18 protein-coding genes are annotated in these 16,627 nt (G+C 59.1%); 13 read left to right on the forward strand and 5 right to left on the reverse strand.

Annotation, left to right across the window (positions count from 1 at the left end; genetic code table 11):
- Positions 1-114: 114 nt before the first annotated feature.
- Positions 115-1,209 carry an iron-sulfur cluster carrier protein ApbC gene (gene apbC, locus ACM6IP_RS23280; RefSeq protein ID WP_095165895.1) on the reverse strand — a complete coding sequence of 365 codons (1,095 nt, stop codon included), beginning with the start codon at positions 1,207-1,209 and terminating at the stop codon, positions 115-117.
- A gap of 167 nt (positions 1,210-1,376) precedes the next feature.
- On the opposite strand from apbC, the gene metG reads away from it, so the two are divergent.
- From metG to ACM6IP_RS23320, 8 genes are all read left to right on the forward strand, one after another.
- A complete protein-coding gene (gene metG, locus ACM6IP_RS23285) occupies positions 1,377-3,428 on the forward strand; it encodes a methionine--tRNA ligase (protein WP_095165897.1) in 2,052 nt (683 codons plus the stop codon).
- Between the two features lie 119 nt (positions 3,429-3,547).
- On the forward strand, positions 3,548-4,135 hold the full coding sequence (locus ACM6IP_RS23290; RefSeq protein ID WP_414862352.1) for an Rnf-Nqr domain containing protein: 588 nt from the start codon (positions 3,548-3,550) through the stop codon (positions 4,133-4,135).
- On the forward strand, positions 4,132-5,346 hold the full coding sequence (gene rsxB, locus ACM6IP_RS23295; protein ID WP_414862353.1) for an electron transport complex subunit RsxB: 1,215 nt from the start codon (positions 4,132-4,134) through the stop codon (positions 5,344-5,346). The genes ACM6IP_RS23290 and rsxB overlap by 4 nt, the downstream gene beginning before the upstream one ends.
- Complete coding sequence (locus ACM6IP_RS23300) at positions 5,333-6,319, forward strand: RnfABCDGE type electron transport complex subunit D (protein WP_414862354.1); 987 nt, start codon at positions 5,333-5,335, stop codon at positions 6,317-6,319. Before rsxB ends, ACM6IP_RS23300 begins: the two co-directional genes overlap by 14 nt.
- On the forward strand, positions 6,316-6,921 hold the full coding sequence (locus ACM6IP_RS23305) for an RnfABCDGE type electron transport complex subunit G (RefSeq protein ID WP_414862355.1): 606 nt from the start codon (positions 6,316-6,318) through the stop codon (positions 6,919-6,921). Before ACM6IP_RS23300 ends, ACM6IP_RS23305 begins: the two co-directional genes overlap by 4 nt.
- Positions 6,918-7,469 carry an Rnf-Nqr domain containing protein gene (locus ACM6IP_RS23310; protein WP_414862356.1) on the forward strand — a complete coding sequence of 184 codons (552 nt, stop codon included), beginning with the start codon at positions 6,918-6,920 and terminating at the stop codon, positions 7,467-7,469. The genes ACM6IP_RS23305 and ACM6IP_RS23310 overlap by 4 nt, the downstream gene beginning before the upstream one ends.
- Positions 7,470-7,494: 25 nt before the next feature.
- Positions 7,495-8,133 (forward strand): endonuclease III, encoded by a 639-nt coding sequence (nth, locus tag ACM6IP_RS23315; protein ID WP_095165908.1) that lies wholly within the window; start codon positions 7,495-7,497, stop codon positions 8,131-8,133.
- Between the two features lie 107 nt (positions 8,134-8,240).
- Positions 8,241-8,420: a PA3496 family putative envelope integrity protein gene (locus tag ACM6IP_RS23320; protein WP_095165910.1), complete on the forward strand. Its 180-nt coding sequence runs from the start codon at positions 8,241-8,243 to the stop codon at positions 8,418-8,420.
- A gap of 106 nt (positions 8,421-8,526) precedes the next feature.
- Here the strand turns inward: ACM6IP_RS23320 and ACM6IP_RS23325 are convergent, their stop codons facing one another.
- Complete coding sequence (locus tag ACM6IP_RS23325; protein WP_095165911.1) at positions 8,527-9,153, reverse strand: response regulator transcription factor; 627 nt, start codon at positions 9,151-9,153, stop codon at positions 8,527-8,529.
- 539 nt (positions 9,154-9,692) lie between these two features.
- On the opposite strand from ACM6IP_RS23325, the gene ACM6IP_RS23330 reads away from it, so the two are divergent.
- On the forward strand, positions 9,693-10,517 hold the full coding sequence (locus ACM6IP_RS23330) for a hypothetical protein (protein ID WP_401126301.1): 825 nt from the start codon (positions 9,693-9,695) through the stop codon (positions 10,515-10,517).
- A gap of 88 nt (positions 10,518-10,605) precedes the next feature.
- On the opposite strand, the gene ACM6IP_RS23335 is transcribed toward ACM6IP_RS23330, so the two are convergent.
- Positions 10,606-11,823, reverse strand: coding sequence for an argininosuccinate synthase (locus ACM6IP_RS23335; protein ID WP_029295244.1), 1,218 nt, complete (start codon positions 11,821-11,823; stop codon positions 10,606-10,608).
- 129 nt (positions 11,824-11,952) lie between these two features.
- The gene (locus tag ACM6IP_RS23340; RefSeq protein ID WP_414862357.1) at positions 11,953-12,861 is read right to left on the reverse strand and encodes a flagellar protein MotY; all 909 of its coding nucleotides are present in this window, start codon (positions 12,859-12,861) and stop codon (positions 11,953-11,955) included.
- A gap of 156 nt (positions 12,862-13,017) precedes the next feature.
- On the opposite strand from ACM6IP_RS23340, the gene pyrC reads away from it, so the two are divergent.
- Positions 13,018-14,064, forward strand: a complete 1,047-nt coding sequence (gene pyrC / locus ACM6IP_RS23345) for a dihydroorotase (RefSeq protein ID WP_095165915.1) — start codon at positions 13,018-13,020, stop codon at positions 14,062-14,064.
- Positions 14,061-14,735, forward strand: a complete 675-nt coding sequence (gene rnt, locus ACM6IP_RS23350; RefSeq protein ID WP_095165917.1) for a ribonuclease T — start codon at positions 14,061-14,063, stop codon at positions 14,733-14,735. The genes pyrC and rnt overlap by 4 nt, the downstream gene beginning before the upstream one ends.
- 75 nt (positions 14,736-14,810) lie before the next feature.
- On the opposite strand, the gene ACM6IP_RS23355 is transcribed toward rnt, so the two are convergent.
- Entirely contained in the window at positions 14,811-15,413 is a 603-nt protein-coding gene (locus ACM6IP_RS23355) for a peroxiredoxin (RefSeq protein ID WP_007922432.1), read from the reverse strand.
- Positions 15,414-15,667: 254 nt separating this feature from the next.
- On the opposite strand from ACM6IP_RS23355, the gene ACM6IP_RS23360 reads away from it, so the two are divergent.
- Positions 15,668-15,886: a bacterioferritin-associated ferredoxin gene (locus tag ACM6IP_RS23360; protein WP_095165919.1), complete on the forward strand. Its 219-nt coding sequence runs from the start codon at positions 15,668-15,670 to the stop codon at positions 15,884-15,886.
- Between the two features lie 199 nt (positions 15,887-16,085).
- The gene (bfr, locus tag ACM6IP_RS23365; RefSeq protein ID WP_095165921.1) at positions 16,086-16,556 is read left to right on the forward strand and encodes a bacterioferritin; all 471 of its coding nucleotides are present in this window, start codon (positions 16,086-16,088) and stop codon (positions 16,554-16,556) included.
- Positions 16,557-16,627: the final 71 nt, after the last annotated feature.

A 16,627-nucleotide genomic window follows, 5' to 3' on the forward strand; every position in this document is an offset into this window, starting at 1 on the left:
CAAAGAACAACTGTAGGAGCGAGCCTGCTCGCGAAGGTGTGTCAGGCACCGCGGTGTCGACTGATACACCATCGCGAGCAGGCTCGCTCCTACAGGGATTCGTATTTCAGCTTATTAGTCGTCGCTGACGCTGATATTCGGCATCGCCGGCGTCAAAGCTTCCTGCAATACAATCCGTGCACCAACGTGACGCGCCAGCTCCTGGTAGACCATGGCGATCTGGCTGTCCGGCTCGGCGATCACGGTTGGTTTGCCACCGTCAGCCTGCTCGCGAATCACCATCGACAATGGCAACGACGCCAACAGTTCGACGCCGTACTGGCTGGCGAGCTTCTCGCCACCGCCTTCACCGAACAGATGCTCGGCATGACCGCAGTTGGAGCAGATGTGCACGGCCATGTTTTCCACCACGCCCAGCACCGGGATGTTGACCTTGCGGAACATCTCGACACCTTTGCGCGCATCCAGCAGTGCCAGGTCCTGGGGGGTGGTGACAATCACCGCGCCCGCCACCGGGACTTTCTGCGCCAGGGTCAGTTGAATGTCACCGGTGCCTGGCGGCATGTCGATCACCAGGTAGTCCAGGTCACCCCAGGCGGTCTGGGTGACCAATTGCAACAGGGCACCGGAGACCATCGGCCCGCGCCAGACCATCGGCGTGTTGTCATCGGTGAGGAACGCCATGGACATCACCTCGACCCCATGGGACTCGATCGGCACGAACCATTTCTGGTCCTTGACCTTGGGCCGGGTGCCCTCGGCGATACCGAACATGATGCCTTGGCTCGGGCCGTAGATATCGGCATCGAGAATGCCCACCCGGGCGCCTTCACGGGCCAGGGCCAGGGCCAGGTTCGCGGCCGTGGTGGACTTGCCCACCCCGCCCTTGCCGGACGCCACCGCCACCACGTTCTTGACGTTGGCCAGGCCCGGGATCTGTGCCTGGGCCTTGTGCGCAGCAATCCGCGTGGTGATCTCGACCTTGGCCGACGTCACGCCGTCCAGGCCTTCGATCGCCATCTGCAGCATCTGTGCCCAGCCGTTCTTGAACAGGCCGGCGGCGTAACCCAGTTCCAGCTGGACGCTGACGCGATCACCCTGGATATCGATGCCGCGCAGGCAACCGGCGCTGATCGGATCCTGGTTCAGGTAAGGGTCGGTGTACTGGCGAAGGACGGCTTCCACCGCTGCGCGATTGACGGCGCTCATGGGCAACTCCGATAACAAGTCTGGAAAAACAGGCGACTATCCTACCTGTTCTGATCTTTTCGCGGCCCCCCTTATTCAATCATCGGAGGAAACAACCACACGGGGTGAAAATTCTGCGCCAGCGCTTTATAGTGGCCGACCTCCGTTTCATCAAGTAGCCGAGCCCCATGTCCGAGCCACGCAAGATCCTCGTCACCAGCGCCCTGCCCTATGCCAATGGTTCAATCCACCTTGGCCATATGCTTGAGTACATCCAGACCGATATGTGGGTGCGCTTCCAGAAGCATCGCGGCAATCAATGCACTTACGTCTGCGCGGACGACGCCCACGGTTCGGCCATCATGCTGCGGGCAGAAAAAGAGGGGATCACCCCGGAACAACTGATCGCCAACGTCCAGGCCGAACACAGCGCCGACTTTGCCGAGTTCCTGGTGGACTTCGACAACTTCCACTCCACTCACGCCGAAGAAAACCGTGAGCTGTCGAGCCAGATCTACCTCAAGCTGCGTGACGCCGGGCACATTGCCACGCGTTCGATCACCCAGTATTTCGACCCGCAAAAGCAAATGTTCCTGGCCGACCGCTTCATCAAGGGCACCTGCCCGAAATGTGGCACCGAAGACCAGTACGGCGACAACTGCGAAAAATGCGGCGCCACCTATGCGCCCACCGACCTGAAGGATCCGAAGTCGGCGATCTCTGGCGCCACCCCGGTGCTCAAGGATTCCCAGCACTTCTTCTTCAAGCTGCCGGACTTCCAGCAGATGCTCCAGACCTGGACCCGCAGCGGCACCCTGCAGGACGCTGTAGCGAACAAGATCGCCGAATGGCTGGATGTCGGCCTGCAACAGTGGGACATCTCCCGCGATGCGCCGTACTTCGGCTTCGAGATCCCAGACGAGCCAGGCAAGTACTTCTACGTCTGGCTGGATGCCCCCATCGGCTACATGGCGAGCTTCAAGAACCTGTGTGCCCGTCGTCCCGAGCTGGACTTCGACGCGTACTGGGCCAAGGACTCCACCGCCGAGCTGTACCATTTCATCGGCAAGGACATTGTCAATTTCCACGCCCTGTTCTGGCCAGCCATGCTCGAGGGCGCGGGCTACCGCAAGCCGACCGGGATCAACGTGCACGGCTACCTGACCGTCAACGGCCAGAAAATGTCGAAATCGCGCGGCACCTTCATCAAGGCCCGCACCTACCTGGACCACCTGTCGCCGGAATACCTGCGTTACTACTACGCCTCCAAGCTGGGCCGTGGTGTCGACGACCTGGACCTGAACTTGGAAGACTTCGTGCAGAAGGTCAATTCGGACCTGGTGGGCAAGGTCGTCAACATTGCCAGTCGCTGCGCCGGTTTCATCCACAAAGGCAATGCCGGCGTGCTGGTCGACACCAACGCCGCGCCGGAGCTGACCGAGGCCTTCCTGGCCGCTGCACCGAGCATCGCCGACGCCTATGAAGCCCGCGACTTCGCCCGCGCCATGCGCGAAATCATGGGCTTGGCCGACCGCGCCAACGCCTGGATCGCCGATAAGGCGCCGTGGTCGCTGAACAAGCAGGAAGGCAAGCAGGAAGAAGTCCAGGCGATCTGCGCCACCGGCGTCAACCTGTTCCGCCAACTGGTGATCTTCCTCAAGCCAGTCCTGCCGTTGCTGGCCGCCGACGCCGAGGCGTTCCTCAACGTCGCGCCGCTGACCTGGAACGACCACGCGACCTTGCTCGCCAACCATCAGTTGAACGAGTTCAAGCCGCTGATGACCCGGATCGACCCGGTCAAGGTCCAGGCCATGACCGACGCTTCGAAAGAAGACCTCGCGGCCAGCCAGACCGACACCGGCACCGCGGCCCCACAAGGCAACGGTGAGCTGGCCAAGGACCCACTGTCGGCCGAGATCGAGTTCGACGCCTTTGCCGCCGTCGACCTGCGCGTCGCCCTGATCCTCAAGGCCGAAGCTGTGGAAGGTGCGGACAAATTGTTGCGCCTGACCCTGGACATCGGTGATGAGCAACGCAACGTGTTCTCGGGCATCAAGAGTGCCTACCCGGACCCGGCCAAGCTCGAAGGTCGCCTGACCATGATGATCGCCAACCTCAAGCCACGTAAAATGCGCTTCGGTATCTCCGAAGGCATGGTCATGGCAGCCGGTCCTGGCGGCGCAGAGATCTACCTGTTGAGCCCGGACAGCGGCGCCAAGCCGGGGCAGCGCATCAAGTAATCCGCCTGGCTGGACCGATCCCACCGTCACGCAACGCCGCGACGGTGGGATTTTCATATCTGCCCCGCCGGATACTGCCTAATCTTCATGTACAGGCCTTTCCCTCGACCCGGCACGCCATGACCGACCTTCTGCTTACACTCATCAGCACTGCCCTGATCAACAACTTCCTGTTGCAGTGGCCGCTGGGCGTCGATCCCTTGCTGCAAGCCGCTCGCGCCCCCCAGGCAGAACAGCGCCAGGTCCACGCCCTGGGCATCAGCACCACCTGCCTGATGTTGCTCAACGGCGTCCTGGGTTATGCCGCTTATCATTGGCTGCTGGTGCCGCTGGGCCTGACAGCCCTGTACCTGCTGCTGTTGTTGCCCTTGAGTGTGCTGCCCATTTCACTGCTGCTGCGGGGGCTGACGCGGGCCTTGCCGCAATTGCCATTTGCCGGACTCTGGCCGTTGCTGCTCGGCAACGCCGGCGTGCTGGGCTTGAGCCTGATGAGCATGCATAGCGACCAGGGCCTGACCCGGCACCTGGCCCTGACTCTGGGCGCCGGATTGGGCTTCTGGCTGGTCTTGGGCCTGTTCAGCGACTTGCGCCAGCGCACCCTCAATAACGATGTGCCGATGGCCTTTCGTGGCTTGCCGATCGACCTGATCAGCGCCGGATTGATCGCCGTGGCATTTCTCGGATTCAGTGGACTGATCAAAACATGAGTCTGATTCAACGCATCGACGCCCTCCTGCCCCAGACCCAATGCGGCAAGTGTGGTCACCCCGGGTGCAAGCCCTATGCCCAAGGCATTGCCAGCGGCGAGGCGATCAACAAGTGCCCGCCAGGCGGTGACGAGACCATCGCCGCACTCGCCGAACTGCTGAAGCTGCCGATCATGCAACTGGACCACAGCCGGGGCTCGGCGCCGCCACAGGTTGCCTATATCCGGGAAGCCGAATGCATCGGCTGCACCAAGTGCATCCAGGCCTGCCCGATCGACGCGATTGTCGGCGCAGCCAAGCTGATGCACACCGTGATCATCGACGAATGCACCGGCTGTGACTTGTGTGTAGCCCCCTGTCCGGTGGACTGCATCGAAATGCACCCCCTGCCCTCGGCCCAGGTACTGCCGATCGTTGGCGGCCTGGCGTTCACTCCCGAGCAATTTCAAGCGCGTAGCGTCAAACGCGAGCATGCCCGCCGGCGCTTCGAACAACGCAACGCCCGGCTGGAGCGCGAAGAACAGCAGAGGCTGGCCGAGCGCGCGGCACGCGCAGCCAAAGCCGCACAGCCGGCAGCCACTGGTGCCAATCCGGTGCAGGACGCCATCGCCCGCGTGCAAGCGCAAAAAGCCGCAGCGGCCGATGCGGCCCTGAAAAAAGCCAAGATCGATGTGGCGATGAGCCGCGCGCAACTGCACAAATCCCTGAAAGCCTTCGGCCATCCGCCGACCTGCGAGCAACAAGCTCAACTGGTGGTGCTGCAACAGCAGTTCGAAGCCGCCGAACACGCCTTGGCGAAGCTCGAAAGCAGCGCCCCGGCCAATCCTCCGCAACCGCCCGCACCAGCCAATGACGCTGAACTCAAGCGGGCGAAAATCCACTTGGCGATGCGCCGCGCCGAACTGAGGAAAGCCCAGGACAACGCTGCGCCTGCCGAGCAACTGGCGGCCCTGAGCGCCGCGCTGGAACAGGCCGAACACGCCTTGCACGCCGCCGAGGACGCCAGCGACAAACCGCCACCGCAATTACTGCGCCGGGAAAAACGCCCGATCGACAGTCAGCTGCGACAACTCAAGACTGAACTGGCCTATGCCCGCGCCGAGGTGAGCAAACTGCAGCGACAGGCCCAGACACCGGCAGAGCTCTTGAGCCAGGCACGCGCCAGGCTCGAGGAGGCCGAGCGCCAGGTGAGCGACTATGTCGCCCCTTGAACCCGTCGACGATCGCCTGCAACAGGCGATGCAGCGTGTGCTGTTGGCCACCGTGCCGGGCATCCTGCTGTTGCTGTGGTTTAACGGCTGGGGCGTGCTGTTCAATCTGCTGCTGGCGTGTACCAGTGCACTGGCAGTGGAAGCCGCGGTGCTGCGCCTGCGCGGTTACCCGCTCAAGCCGGCCCTGAGTGACGGCAGCGCCCTGGTCAGCGCCACCTTGCTGGCCCTGGCACTGCCCGCCTACTGCCCCTGGTGGTTGACGGTGAGCGCGGCGGCCGGGGCGATGCTGTTCGGCAAACACCTGTATGGCGGCGTGGGTAGAAACCCGTTCAACCCGGCCATGCTCGGCTTTGCCCTGGTGCTGGTGTGTTTCCCGCAACAGATGACCCACTGGCCCAGCCACGGACTGAGCCTGCAGGGTGGCCTGCAGCAGATTTTCGGCTTCAGCGCAGCTGCGCAACCGGACGCCTGGGCCCAGGCCACCGCGCTGGACAGCCTGCGAATCAATAAAAGCCTGACCATCGACGAACTGTTCGCCGCCAACCCGGCATTTGGGCAGTTGGGTGGCAAGGGGATTGAATGGGTGAGCCTGGCATTTCTCGCCGGCGGCGCCTTTCTCTTGCAGCAACGAGTGTTCAGTTGGCACGCCCCGGTGGGGATGCTCGGCAGCCTGTTCGTCATCAGCCTGTTGTGCTGGAACGGCTCGGGGTCCGACTCCCACGGTTCGCCACTGTTTCACCTGTTGAGCGGTGCCACCATGCTCGGCGCGTTTTTTATCGTCACCGAACCGGTGTCCGGGGCCAAGAGTCCCAAGGCACGCCTGCTGTTCGGTGTCGGCGTGGGCCTGTTGACCTACCTTATCCGAACCTGGGGCGGATACCCCGACGGAGTGGCGTTTGCAGTGCTGTTGATGAACCTCTGCGTGCCAGCCCTAGAGCGCCTCTGTGCAGCGCAACCGGAGCCGGCATCATGAAACGCAGCCTCAGCGTCCTGAGCCTGGTGATCATTGCCGTCCTGTGTGCTGGCGCCACTTACCTGGTGCAACAGCTCTTGGCGCCGCGGATTGGCGCGCAACAGCGGTTGATCGAGAGCCGCAACCTGCTGGACATGCTGCCGGCGGGCAGCTACGACAATCAGCCGCTGGACCAGCCACTGGCGATCAAGGGCGTGGTCCTGGCCAACAGCACACTGCTGGGTGGCTACCGGGCGAACCTCAATGGCAAGCCTGCGGCGATCATTTTGCTGAGTCGGGTCACCGGCTATGAAGGCCCCATCGACCTGCTGCTGGTGATCGATAGCCAGGGCAGGCTGCTGGGCGTCAAAACCCTCAAGCAAGGGGAAACCCCGGGGCTGGGAGCCATGATCGCCACACACCCCAACCCTTGGCTGGAGGGTTTTATCGGCAAGTCGCGGAGTGACCCGGGCGACAGCGGCTGGGCGCTGAAAAAGGACCAGGGCCAGTTCGATCAACTGGCCGGCGCGACCATCACCTCCCGTGCGGTGATCAGTGCGACCCACGATGCCTTGCGCTATTTCGATGAACACCAACCACAACTGCTCGGCAGCGCGCCATGAACAAGACCTCGACCCTTCAGAACTCCTTGATGCTGGCGCCACTGATCGGCGCCAGTGACACGTTGCTGACGGCCTTGAGCCTGGCGCTGCTGTGCGTGCTGGTGATCGCTGTCTATGGGCTGAAAATGCGTCTGTTGCGAGCCTGGCTCAGCGAGTCCTTGCATCTGCCTGCCGGGGTGCTGCTAGCCGCCACCTTGACCAGCCTGGCTACGCTGGCGACTCAGGCCTGGGCGCTTGAGCTGCATCAGCACCTGGGCTTCTACATCGGCTTGATCGCCCTGCAATGCGTGGTGCTGGAGTGCAACGGCTTTTTCACCGAGACCCGCCTGCTTGACCGATTGCGTTTGTGTGCCCTGTTCGTCAGCCTGATGATTGGCCTGGGCTTGCTGCGCGAAGTGCTGGGGCATGGCTCGATCAGTTGGCATTTGCCATGGCTGACTGCCGACGGCAGCGTACGACTGGCCATCCTCGCCCCCGGTGGGTTTATCCTGTTGGGATTGCTGCTGGCAGCCAGGCAAGCCTGGCTCGGCCGCTCCCCGACACCCTGAACGCCTGCAAGGAATTGCTCTGCCCATGAATGCCGCAAAACGCCTGGAAATTTTCCGCAGGTTCCACGAAGACAATCCAGAACCGAAAACCGAGCTGGCCTATTCATCGCCCTTCGAACTGTTGATCGCAGTGATCCTCTCTGCGCAATCTACCGATGTCGGCGTCAATAAAGCCACGGCCAAGCTGTTCCCGGTAGCCAACACCCCGGCGGCGATTCATGCGCTCGGCGTCGAGGGCTTGTCCGAGTACATCAAGACTATCGGGCTGTACAACAGCAAGGCGAAGAATGTCATCGAGACCTGCCGCATGCTGGTGGAGCTGCATGGCGGTGAGGTGCCGCAAACCCGGGAAGAGCTTGAGGCACTGCCAGGAGTAGGCAGAAAGACTGCAAATGTGGTGCTGAACACGGCGTTCCGACAGTTGACCATGGCCGTCGACACCCATATTTTCCGGGTCAGTAACCGAACCGGTATTGCCCCCGGGAAGAATGTCGTCGAAGTCGAACACAAGCTGATGAAGTTTGTGCCCAAGCAATTTCTCCTCGACTCCCACCACTGGCTGATCTTGCATGGCCGTTATGTGTGCCTGGCGCGTAAGCCCCGGTGTGGCAGTTGCAGGATCGAAGACCTGTGCGAATTCAAGCAAAAAACCTCCGACGATTGAGGCGCTATTGGTTTTATTGATTTATCGATTGAAAAAATCTTTTTTACCCGCCAGGAGATTGTCGATATAAGGGGCGCCAATGGCTCTCTTAGCCTGGAGTTGACCTGATGAGTACTGGCAAAGAACAACTGGACGTAGAAGACGACTTCGCCCCTGTTGAGAGCGATGATGCAGAACCTATGGTGGAGGTCGCCAAGACCAACCTGAACAAGCGCCGCACCATCGATAATCTCCTGGAGGAGCGACGTCTGCAAAAGCAGTTGGCCGATTACGACTTTGACCTCTGACCGCTGAAAGCCTCCCTCCGTGGAGGCTTTTGTCATTTAGCGATCCGTGCCCCAAAAAGTACTTCGGTGACGAAGTGCCGGGCTAGCCGTCTTGTACCCTCGCACCTCAGACCAGCCCATTTCGCTGGGCCAGTTCAATCAGATCGACAAGCGAGCGAGCGTTCAGCTTGAGCAGAAGCCGAGTCTTGTAAGTACTGACGGTTTTATTACTGAGAAACATGCCATCGGCTATTTCCTTGTTGGTCTTGCCCCGGGCCAATTGTTGCAACACCATCATCTCTCTTCCGGACAAGCGCTCTACCATATCCGACTCACTGGTATTACCCAGCGACGAGCGGACCGAGTGCAATGCCTGGTTCGGAAAATAGCTGTACCCAGACAATACCGCCTTGATAGCGCTGAGTAGTTCGGTGAGCTCCTGCTGTTTGCAGACATATCCAATTGCCCCCGCCTGCATGCAGCGCATCGAAAAATGCCCGGGTGTCTGTGAAGTCAGGACTAACACTTTCACGGAAAAGCTCATCGAATTCAAACGCGCAATGACTTCCAGACCATCCAGCTTGGGAATGCCTATATCCAGTATGACGATATCCGGCATGTGTTCACGGGCAAGTTGCAATGCATCCACGCCATTGTCCGTTTCAGCAATAACTTCGTAGCCATGACGCTCCATTAGCATGCGTACAGCAAGTCGAATGACGGGGTGATCATCCACGATCAGCACTTTATTCATGGGCAAGTCCAATTTTCGCTGTTCGAATTTTTAGAGTCAGCACAATAGCCTAGTCGTTTCGACCTGGGGATCCCGCCCAAGGCAAGCACCCCCTGCGAGAGACAATCCCTACAAACATCAAGGATTATTCCCACAGGAAATCACAAAAAACAATGTCGCTTAAAGTTTAAGCCCCGCATCCCCCCTGCACCAATAACGAATTTTCGCCCATGACAAGGAGTGAAGATCAAACTAACATTTAGGATGCAACTGCGTCTCCCTTCGCTAAACTTCACTCCAACAACAATGAGTCGAGCCTAGCGAACAGCACTTGGAGAACCTTTAATCTCGAACGGAACTCCGCCACCCCACATAAAAGCCAGGTAACACTCAAACTAACCAACACCCAAAAAAATATCTAGAAACAACCCTGACAACCGAGAAACCAATTAAGTTTTATCGTAACAAGTGTCCCTTCAAAGATATTATGGCACCACGTAGGCTGGTTGCCCCTTAACATTGCCATCAAAGCTCATTCAAATATCAAGCGAGTAGCCAGAATGAACGTACTTCAGAAAAAAATCGCCAACCCCATGACAATCATTGCGATCTTCGCAGCACTGTCCGAAACTTCCGCCGCGGTGTCATTGCCCTTCCTCGATGATGAGAACCGGGAAGTATATATATGGTTTTTAATCAGTTTCCCCTTCTACCTGCTATTCCTATTTTTCATCACCCTCAACTTCAACTACAAATCCCTGTATGCACCTTCGGACTTCCAGAAGAGCAAGCAGTTTTTGAAGGTGATCGATGACGCCACCCGAGGCGAGAAAAAATCCGCTTCTGCCACGGCCCAAGCAAGCAAGGTCAACCCCGCACGCCCAGACCCGCGCAAGAGCCCTGGGGCGGTCAAAACCAAGCCCGACTACTTGCTTCCCAGCACGCAGGACCCGCCTCCTGGCATCACCTTCTACACCCACCTGCGCCCTCAACAGCAGTTGCCCATGCCCGCTTCGGTGCAATACATACGTATCGTCGATGCCCGGTGGATCCGCAAGAAAAAGGACACCTGTCAGTTGATGGAGAAACTCGACCAACCCCGGCCAAGCCAACCGAGACTGACAATGCTGCTGACTTGTCAGGAGTCGGAGCCAGTGATCAATGAAAAGTTGAAGAAGTCTGATGTAAAAGCACTCAATGCTCAGGATTCCGTGTGCCTGTTCTATAACGTGAGCACGCAGGCAATGACTGTCGTTCGCAAGACTGATTCCCGTCTTGATGCAGTGACAGACCGGCAAGATGGTTTTTCATCGAGGCAGGAACAAAGGGAGGGGGAAGCTGGCGGTATTGCGGATAACGGCGCTACTGCCCGGATGACAGATTAACGCTTGGCCATCGAGGCCCACAGAACAGGTCGCGCCCGTTGTGCCCCCGCCTCAAGCAGGCGCACAACGGTTGCTCAGCGCAACAGCATCAGAACAACTTGCGGCCCTTGTTGGCTGCAATGCGCATACGCAGGGCGTTGAGCTTGATGAAGCCAGCAGCATCCGCCTGGTTGTAAGCGCCGCCATCTTCTTCGAAGGTGGCGATGTTGGCGTCGAACAACGACTCGTCGGACTTGCGACCGGTAACGATCACGTTGCCCTTGTACAGCTTCAGGCGAACCACGCCGTTCACGTGCACCTGGGAAGCGTCGATCATCTGTTGCAGCATCAGACGCTCAGGGCTCCACCAGTAGCCGGTGTAGATCAGGCTGGCATACTTGGGCATCAGCTCGTCTTTGAGGTGAGCCACTTCACGGTCCAGGGTGATCGATTCGATCGCCCGGTGGGCGCGCAGCATGATGGTGCCGCCTGGGGTTTCGTAGCAGCCACGGGACTTCATGCCCACGTAACGGTTCTCGACGATGTCGAGACGACCGATACCGTGTTCGCCACCAATACGGTTGAGGGTCGCCAGCACGGTGGCCGGGGTCATTTCGACGCCGTCCAATGCAACGATGTCGCCGTTACGGTAGGTCAGTTCCAGGTACTGCGGTTTATCTGGAGCGTTCTCCGGGGAGACGGTCCATTTCCACATGTCTTCTTCGTGCTCGGTCCAGGTATCTTCCAGCACGCCGCCTTCATAGGAGATGTGCAGCAGGTTGGCATCCATCGAGTACGGGGATTTCTTCTTGCCATGGCGCTCGATCGGGATCGCGTGCTTCTCGGCGTAGTCCATCAGCTTCTCGCGGGACAGCAGGTCCCACTCACGCCATGGAGCAATGACTTTTACCCCTGGCTTGAGGGCATAGGCACCCAGTTCAAAACGAACCTGGTCGTTGCCTTTGCCGGTGGCACCGTGGGAAATGGCGTCAGCACCGGTTTCATTGGCGATTTCGATGAGGCGTTTGGCGATCAACGGACGTGCGATGGAAGTACCCAGCAGGTACTCGCCTTCGTATACGGTGTTGGCACGGAACATCGGGAACACGAAATCACGCACGAATTCTTCGCGCAGATCGTCGATGTAGATTTCTTTGACGCCCATGGCTTGTGCCTTGGCGCGAGCCGGTTCGACCTCTTCGCCTTGACCCAGGTCAGCGGTGAATGTCACCACTTCACAGTTATAAGTATCCTGCAGCCACTTGAGGATCACCGAAGTGTCCAGGCCGCCGGAATACGCCAGAACGACCTTGTTTACGTCCGCCATGCCATCACTCCACGGGGTTCTACGGAAAGCCGATAAGTCTAACGCTGCGAGCGGATAAATTACAGAGGCGCGACAGCTTATGACGACGAAGCGACAGATTATGTCGAGCGGGCGACGATTTCGACGGGTTCAGGAGGTCGCTGCCGCGTTACTCGTAGAACTGACTTGAGGGGCAGGATCGGCCGCAGGTTCGAGTCGTTCGAGCTGCACGCTGACCCGACGGTTTTTCGCCCGGTTGGCGGCACTGCTGTTGGGTGCCACTGGATAACGCTCGCCGTGAAAGCGCAGGGTCACCTGTGATTCCTGGATGCCGTTGGCCTTGAGGTATTCCATCACGGCCAGCGCCCTGCGTCGCGACAGGTCACGGTTGGTCAGGCGATTGCCGCTGTTATCGGAATGGCCGTCAATTTGAATATGATTGACCGTCGGATCGGCCTTCATGAAGCTCAGCATGGCCTGCAAGCGGCTTTTCGCCTGTGCATCCAGTTCGATTCCGCCCCCTGGAAAACCTACCGCCGCCTGCTTCACCTGCTCGTAGTTCATCGGTAGCAATTTGGCTACGCAGCCCTGGTAATCGGCATAGGCCTTGCTGAAACTGACCGGCAGCAGGCGCACTTCCGACACTCGCCCGTCAGGCGCGGAATGCCGGATCAACGGACTGCGGCCCTCCATCAAACCACCGATCAGGCGACCGGCCTGCGCCTGCGAACTGTTGAACAGCACCTCGCCACTGCCCAACCTGACCGAACCCAGGTTGATATCCGCACGCCCCGGCTGCCAGGGTGCCGCCGCCGCCAGCAAGGTCGCCGAGCCACCACTGAGCATCGGGTTATAGGCTTTCAACCGAAAGGTGGCCTGCTCGCCCGCCCGCCGCACGAACTCGCCCGCACCAAAATCGGTGATCGGTTGGCTCAGGCGGCATTCGAACTTGTCGCCCTCGACCTTCCACTCAGTGCTCTCCAGGCGCGTCTGGAAAGTGAGTGCCATGGCAGGAAGGCTGGCGAACACACTGAGCAAGGCTAGATAACGCTGGCGCACGGGAGGCTCCACTGACTTCTGCAACAAAAAGACCGACACACATGTTTACGGCATACCTTGGTGATATCGGTTACGTCCGACAAAACTTGATAGCGAGTGCCTGCAAGAGTCTTTTCCGGTAGCATTCCCATGAGTTTGACCCGCCTGGAATCCCCAATGTCCGACCGCCTGACCCTGCTGCGTCCCGACGACTGGCATATTCATCTTCGCGATGGTGCTGCGTTGCCCAATACTGTCGCGGATGTCGCGCGCACCTTTGGTCGCGCCATCATCATGCCCAACCTGGTACCACCGGTGCGCAATGCCGCTGAAGCCGACGCCTACCGCCAGCGCATTCTCGCTGCGCGCCCGGCCGGCAGCCGCTTTGAGCCACTGATGGTGCTCTACCTGACCGACCGCACCACCGCGGACGAAATCCGCACCGCCAAGGCCAGCGGTTTCGTGCACGCCGCCAAGCTGTATCCGGCCGGTGCAACGACCAACTCGGACTCCGGTGTCACCAGCATCGACAAGATCTTCCCAGCGATCGAGGCCATGGCCGAAGTCGGGATGCCCTTGCTGATCCACGGTGAAATCACCCGCGGCGACGTCGACGTCTTCGATCGCGAGAAAATCTTCATCGACGAGCACATGCGTCGGCTCGTCGAGCGTTTTCCAACGCTCAAGGTGGTGTTCGAACACATCACCACCGGCGATGCCGTGCAGTTCGTCAACGAGGCCTCGGCCAACGTCGGCGCCACCATCACCGCGCACCACTTGCTGTACAACCGCAATCACATGCTGGTTGGCGGGATTCGCCCGCACTTCTACTGCCTGCCGATCCTCAAGCGCAACACCCACCAGGTCGCCCTGCTGGATGCCGCTACCAGTGGCAGTGAAAAGTTCTTCCTCGGTACCGACTCGGCTCCCCATGCCCAGCACGCCAAGGAAGCCGCCTGTGGCTGTGCCGGCTGCTACACCGCCTATGCCGCGATCGAGCTGTATGCCGAGGCGTTTGAACAGCGTAACGCGCTGGACAAGCTCGAAGCCTTCGCCAGCCTCAACGGGCCGCGTTTCTACGGCCTGCCAGCGAACACCGATCGCATTACCCTGGTCCGCGAAGAATGGACCGCCCCAACCAGCCTGCCCTTCGGCGAGCTGACTGTCATCCCGCTGCGCGCCGGTGAAAAACTGCGCTGGCGCCTGCTGGAGGAACACGCGTGAGTGAAGACCATTACGACGACGAACAGGAAGGTCAAGGTGGTGGCGGCTCACGTCACCCGATGGCAGCCAGGTTTCGGGGATATCTGCCAGTCGTCGTTGACGTTGAAACCGGTGGTTTCAACTGTGCCACTGACGCCCTGCTGGAAATCGCCGCGACGACCATCGCCATGGACGAAAAGGGTTTTGTGTTCCCGGACCACACCTACTTCTTCCGTGTAGAGCCGTTCGAAGGCGCCAACATCGAAGCTGCGGCGCTGGAGTTCACCGGCATCAAGCTCGATCATCCGCTGCGCATGGCCGTGAGTGAAGAGACGGCCCTGACCGATATCTTCCGCGGCGTGCGCAAGGCGTTGAAAGCCAATGGCTGCAAACGGGCAATCCTGGTCGGCCACAACAGCAGTTTCGACCTGGGCTTCCTCAATGCCGCCGTGGCGCGCCTGGACATGAAGCGCAACCCGTTCCACCCGTTCTCCAGCTTCGACACCGCGACACTGGCGGGCCTGGCCTACGGCCAAACCGTGCTGGCCAAGGCCTGCCAGGCAGCAGACATCGACTTCGACGGTCGCGAGGCCCACTCGGCTCGCTACGACACCGAGAAGACCGCTGATCTGTTCTGCGGCATCGTCAACCGCTGGAAACAAATGGGCGGCTGGGAAGACTTCAACGACTGATCGGTCGCAGGTTTTTCTCAACCCACAAAAAAACCGGCCACTTGGGCCGGTTTTTTTGAGCCTGAGGCGCGTGGCTTACAGCTTGCCAGCGTTCTCGGACAGGTAAGCAGCAACGCCTTCTGGCGAAGCAGTCATACCTTTGTCGCCTTTTTTCCAGTTAGCCGGGCAAACTTCGCCGTGCTCTTCGTGGAATTGCAGCGCGTCGACCAGACGGATCAGCTCTTCCATGTTACGGCCCAGTGGCAGGTCGTTGACGATCTGCGAGCGGACAACACCTTTGTCGTCGATCAGGAACGCGCCACGGAAAGCTACGCCGCCTTCGGATTCAACGTCGTACGCCTTGGCGATGTCGTGCTTCATGTCAGCAGCCATGATGTACTGGACCTGACCGATGCCGCCGGCATTGATCGGGGTGTTGCGCCAGGCGTTGTGGGTGAAGTGCGAGTCGATCGACACCGCGATCACTTCCACGTTACGCGCCTTGAAGTCAGCCATGCGGTGGTCCAGGGCGATCAGCTCGGACGGGCAAACGAAGGTGAAGTCCAACGGGTAGAAGAACACCAGGCCGTATTTGCCTTTGATGGCCGAGGACAGGGTGAAGCTGTCGACGATTTCGCCATTGCCGAGTACGGCCGGTACGGTGAAGTCAGGGGCTTGTTTGCCTACGAGTACGCTCATTGGATATCTCCTGGTGTAGTGCGTGAAGAAAGGTAGCGATCCAGTCTGCCGCCGGTAAACGACAGCTTCGTGAAACGGCTACCGTTCGCAAAGACCGACCATCATACACTGCGTTTTTGACCTGTCGCCATGTAGCCGTTCGTCAGGCAAGTGACGAACGATCACAACAGGCACGGAAACCACTTTGACAATCATTCTCGTTAACATTAAGATCCATCGCAATTGAGCCATAACCAGCGATGGGTTCTCACTCTATGTATGTCTGCCTCTGCACTGGCGTCACCGACGGCAAGATCCGCGATGCAATCTACGAAGGTTGCTGTAGCTACCGTGAGGTGCGTGAAGCCACCGGCGTTGCCAGCCAATGCGGCAAATGCGCCTGCCTTGCCAAGCAGGTGGTTCGCGAAACCCTTGCCGACCTGCAGATGAGCCAGGCGGCGATTCCCTTTCCCGTAGAATTTTCCGCCGCATAAGTAACCCATTTCAGAGAACCGGACTTAGTGTCCGGTTTTTTTATGTCTGTAATTCAATCGCTTAGCGTCAGGATGCGGAACACAAACATTCTTATTCCGATTAATTTTCATATATTATTCAATAACTTAGGTTTGACACTAAGAAGTTGCAGGCTCAAACTCGGCCTTATATACCGCACTTAAGGACAGGACCCCCATCATGAAAGGCGACGTAACAGTCATCCAGCATCTCAACAAGATCCTTGCCAATGAGCTGGTCGCAATCAATCAGTACTTCCTGCATGCCCGCATGTATGAAGATTGGGGCCTGAACAAGCTGGGCAAGCACGAGTACAAAGAATCCATCGACGAGATGAAACACGCGGACAAGCTGATCAAGCGCATCCTGTTTCTCGAAGGCCTGCCGAACGTCCAGGACCTGGGCAAGCTGCACATCGGCGAGCACACCAAGGAAATGCTCGAGTGCGACCTGCGCATCGAGCGTACCGGTCACGCCGACCTGAAAACCGCCATCGCCCACTGCGAGACCGTTGGCGACTTCGGCAGCCGTGAACTGCTCGAAGACATTCTCGAGTCCGAGGAAGAACATATCGACTGGCTGGAAACCCAACTGGGCCTGATCGATAAAGTTGGAATCGAGAACTATCTGCAATCGCAGATGGGTGAATAACGCAAAGTTACCACCCATTAAAAAGCCCCGCCCTCTTATAGAGAGGCGGGGCTTTTTTTGATCTGCTGCGA

It is taken from the genome of Pseudomonas sp. IT-P176 (assembly GCF_949767245.1).
Lineage (GTDB): Bacteria > Pseudomonadota > Gammaproteobacteria > Pseudomonadales > Pseudomonadaceae > Aquipseudomonas.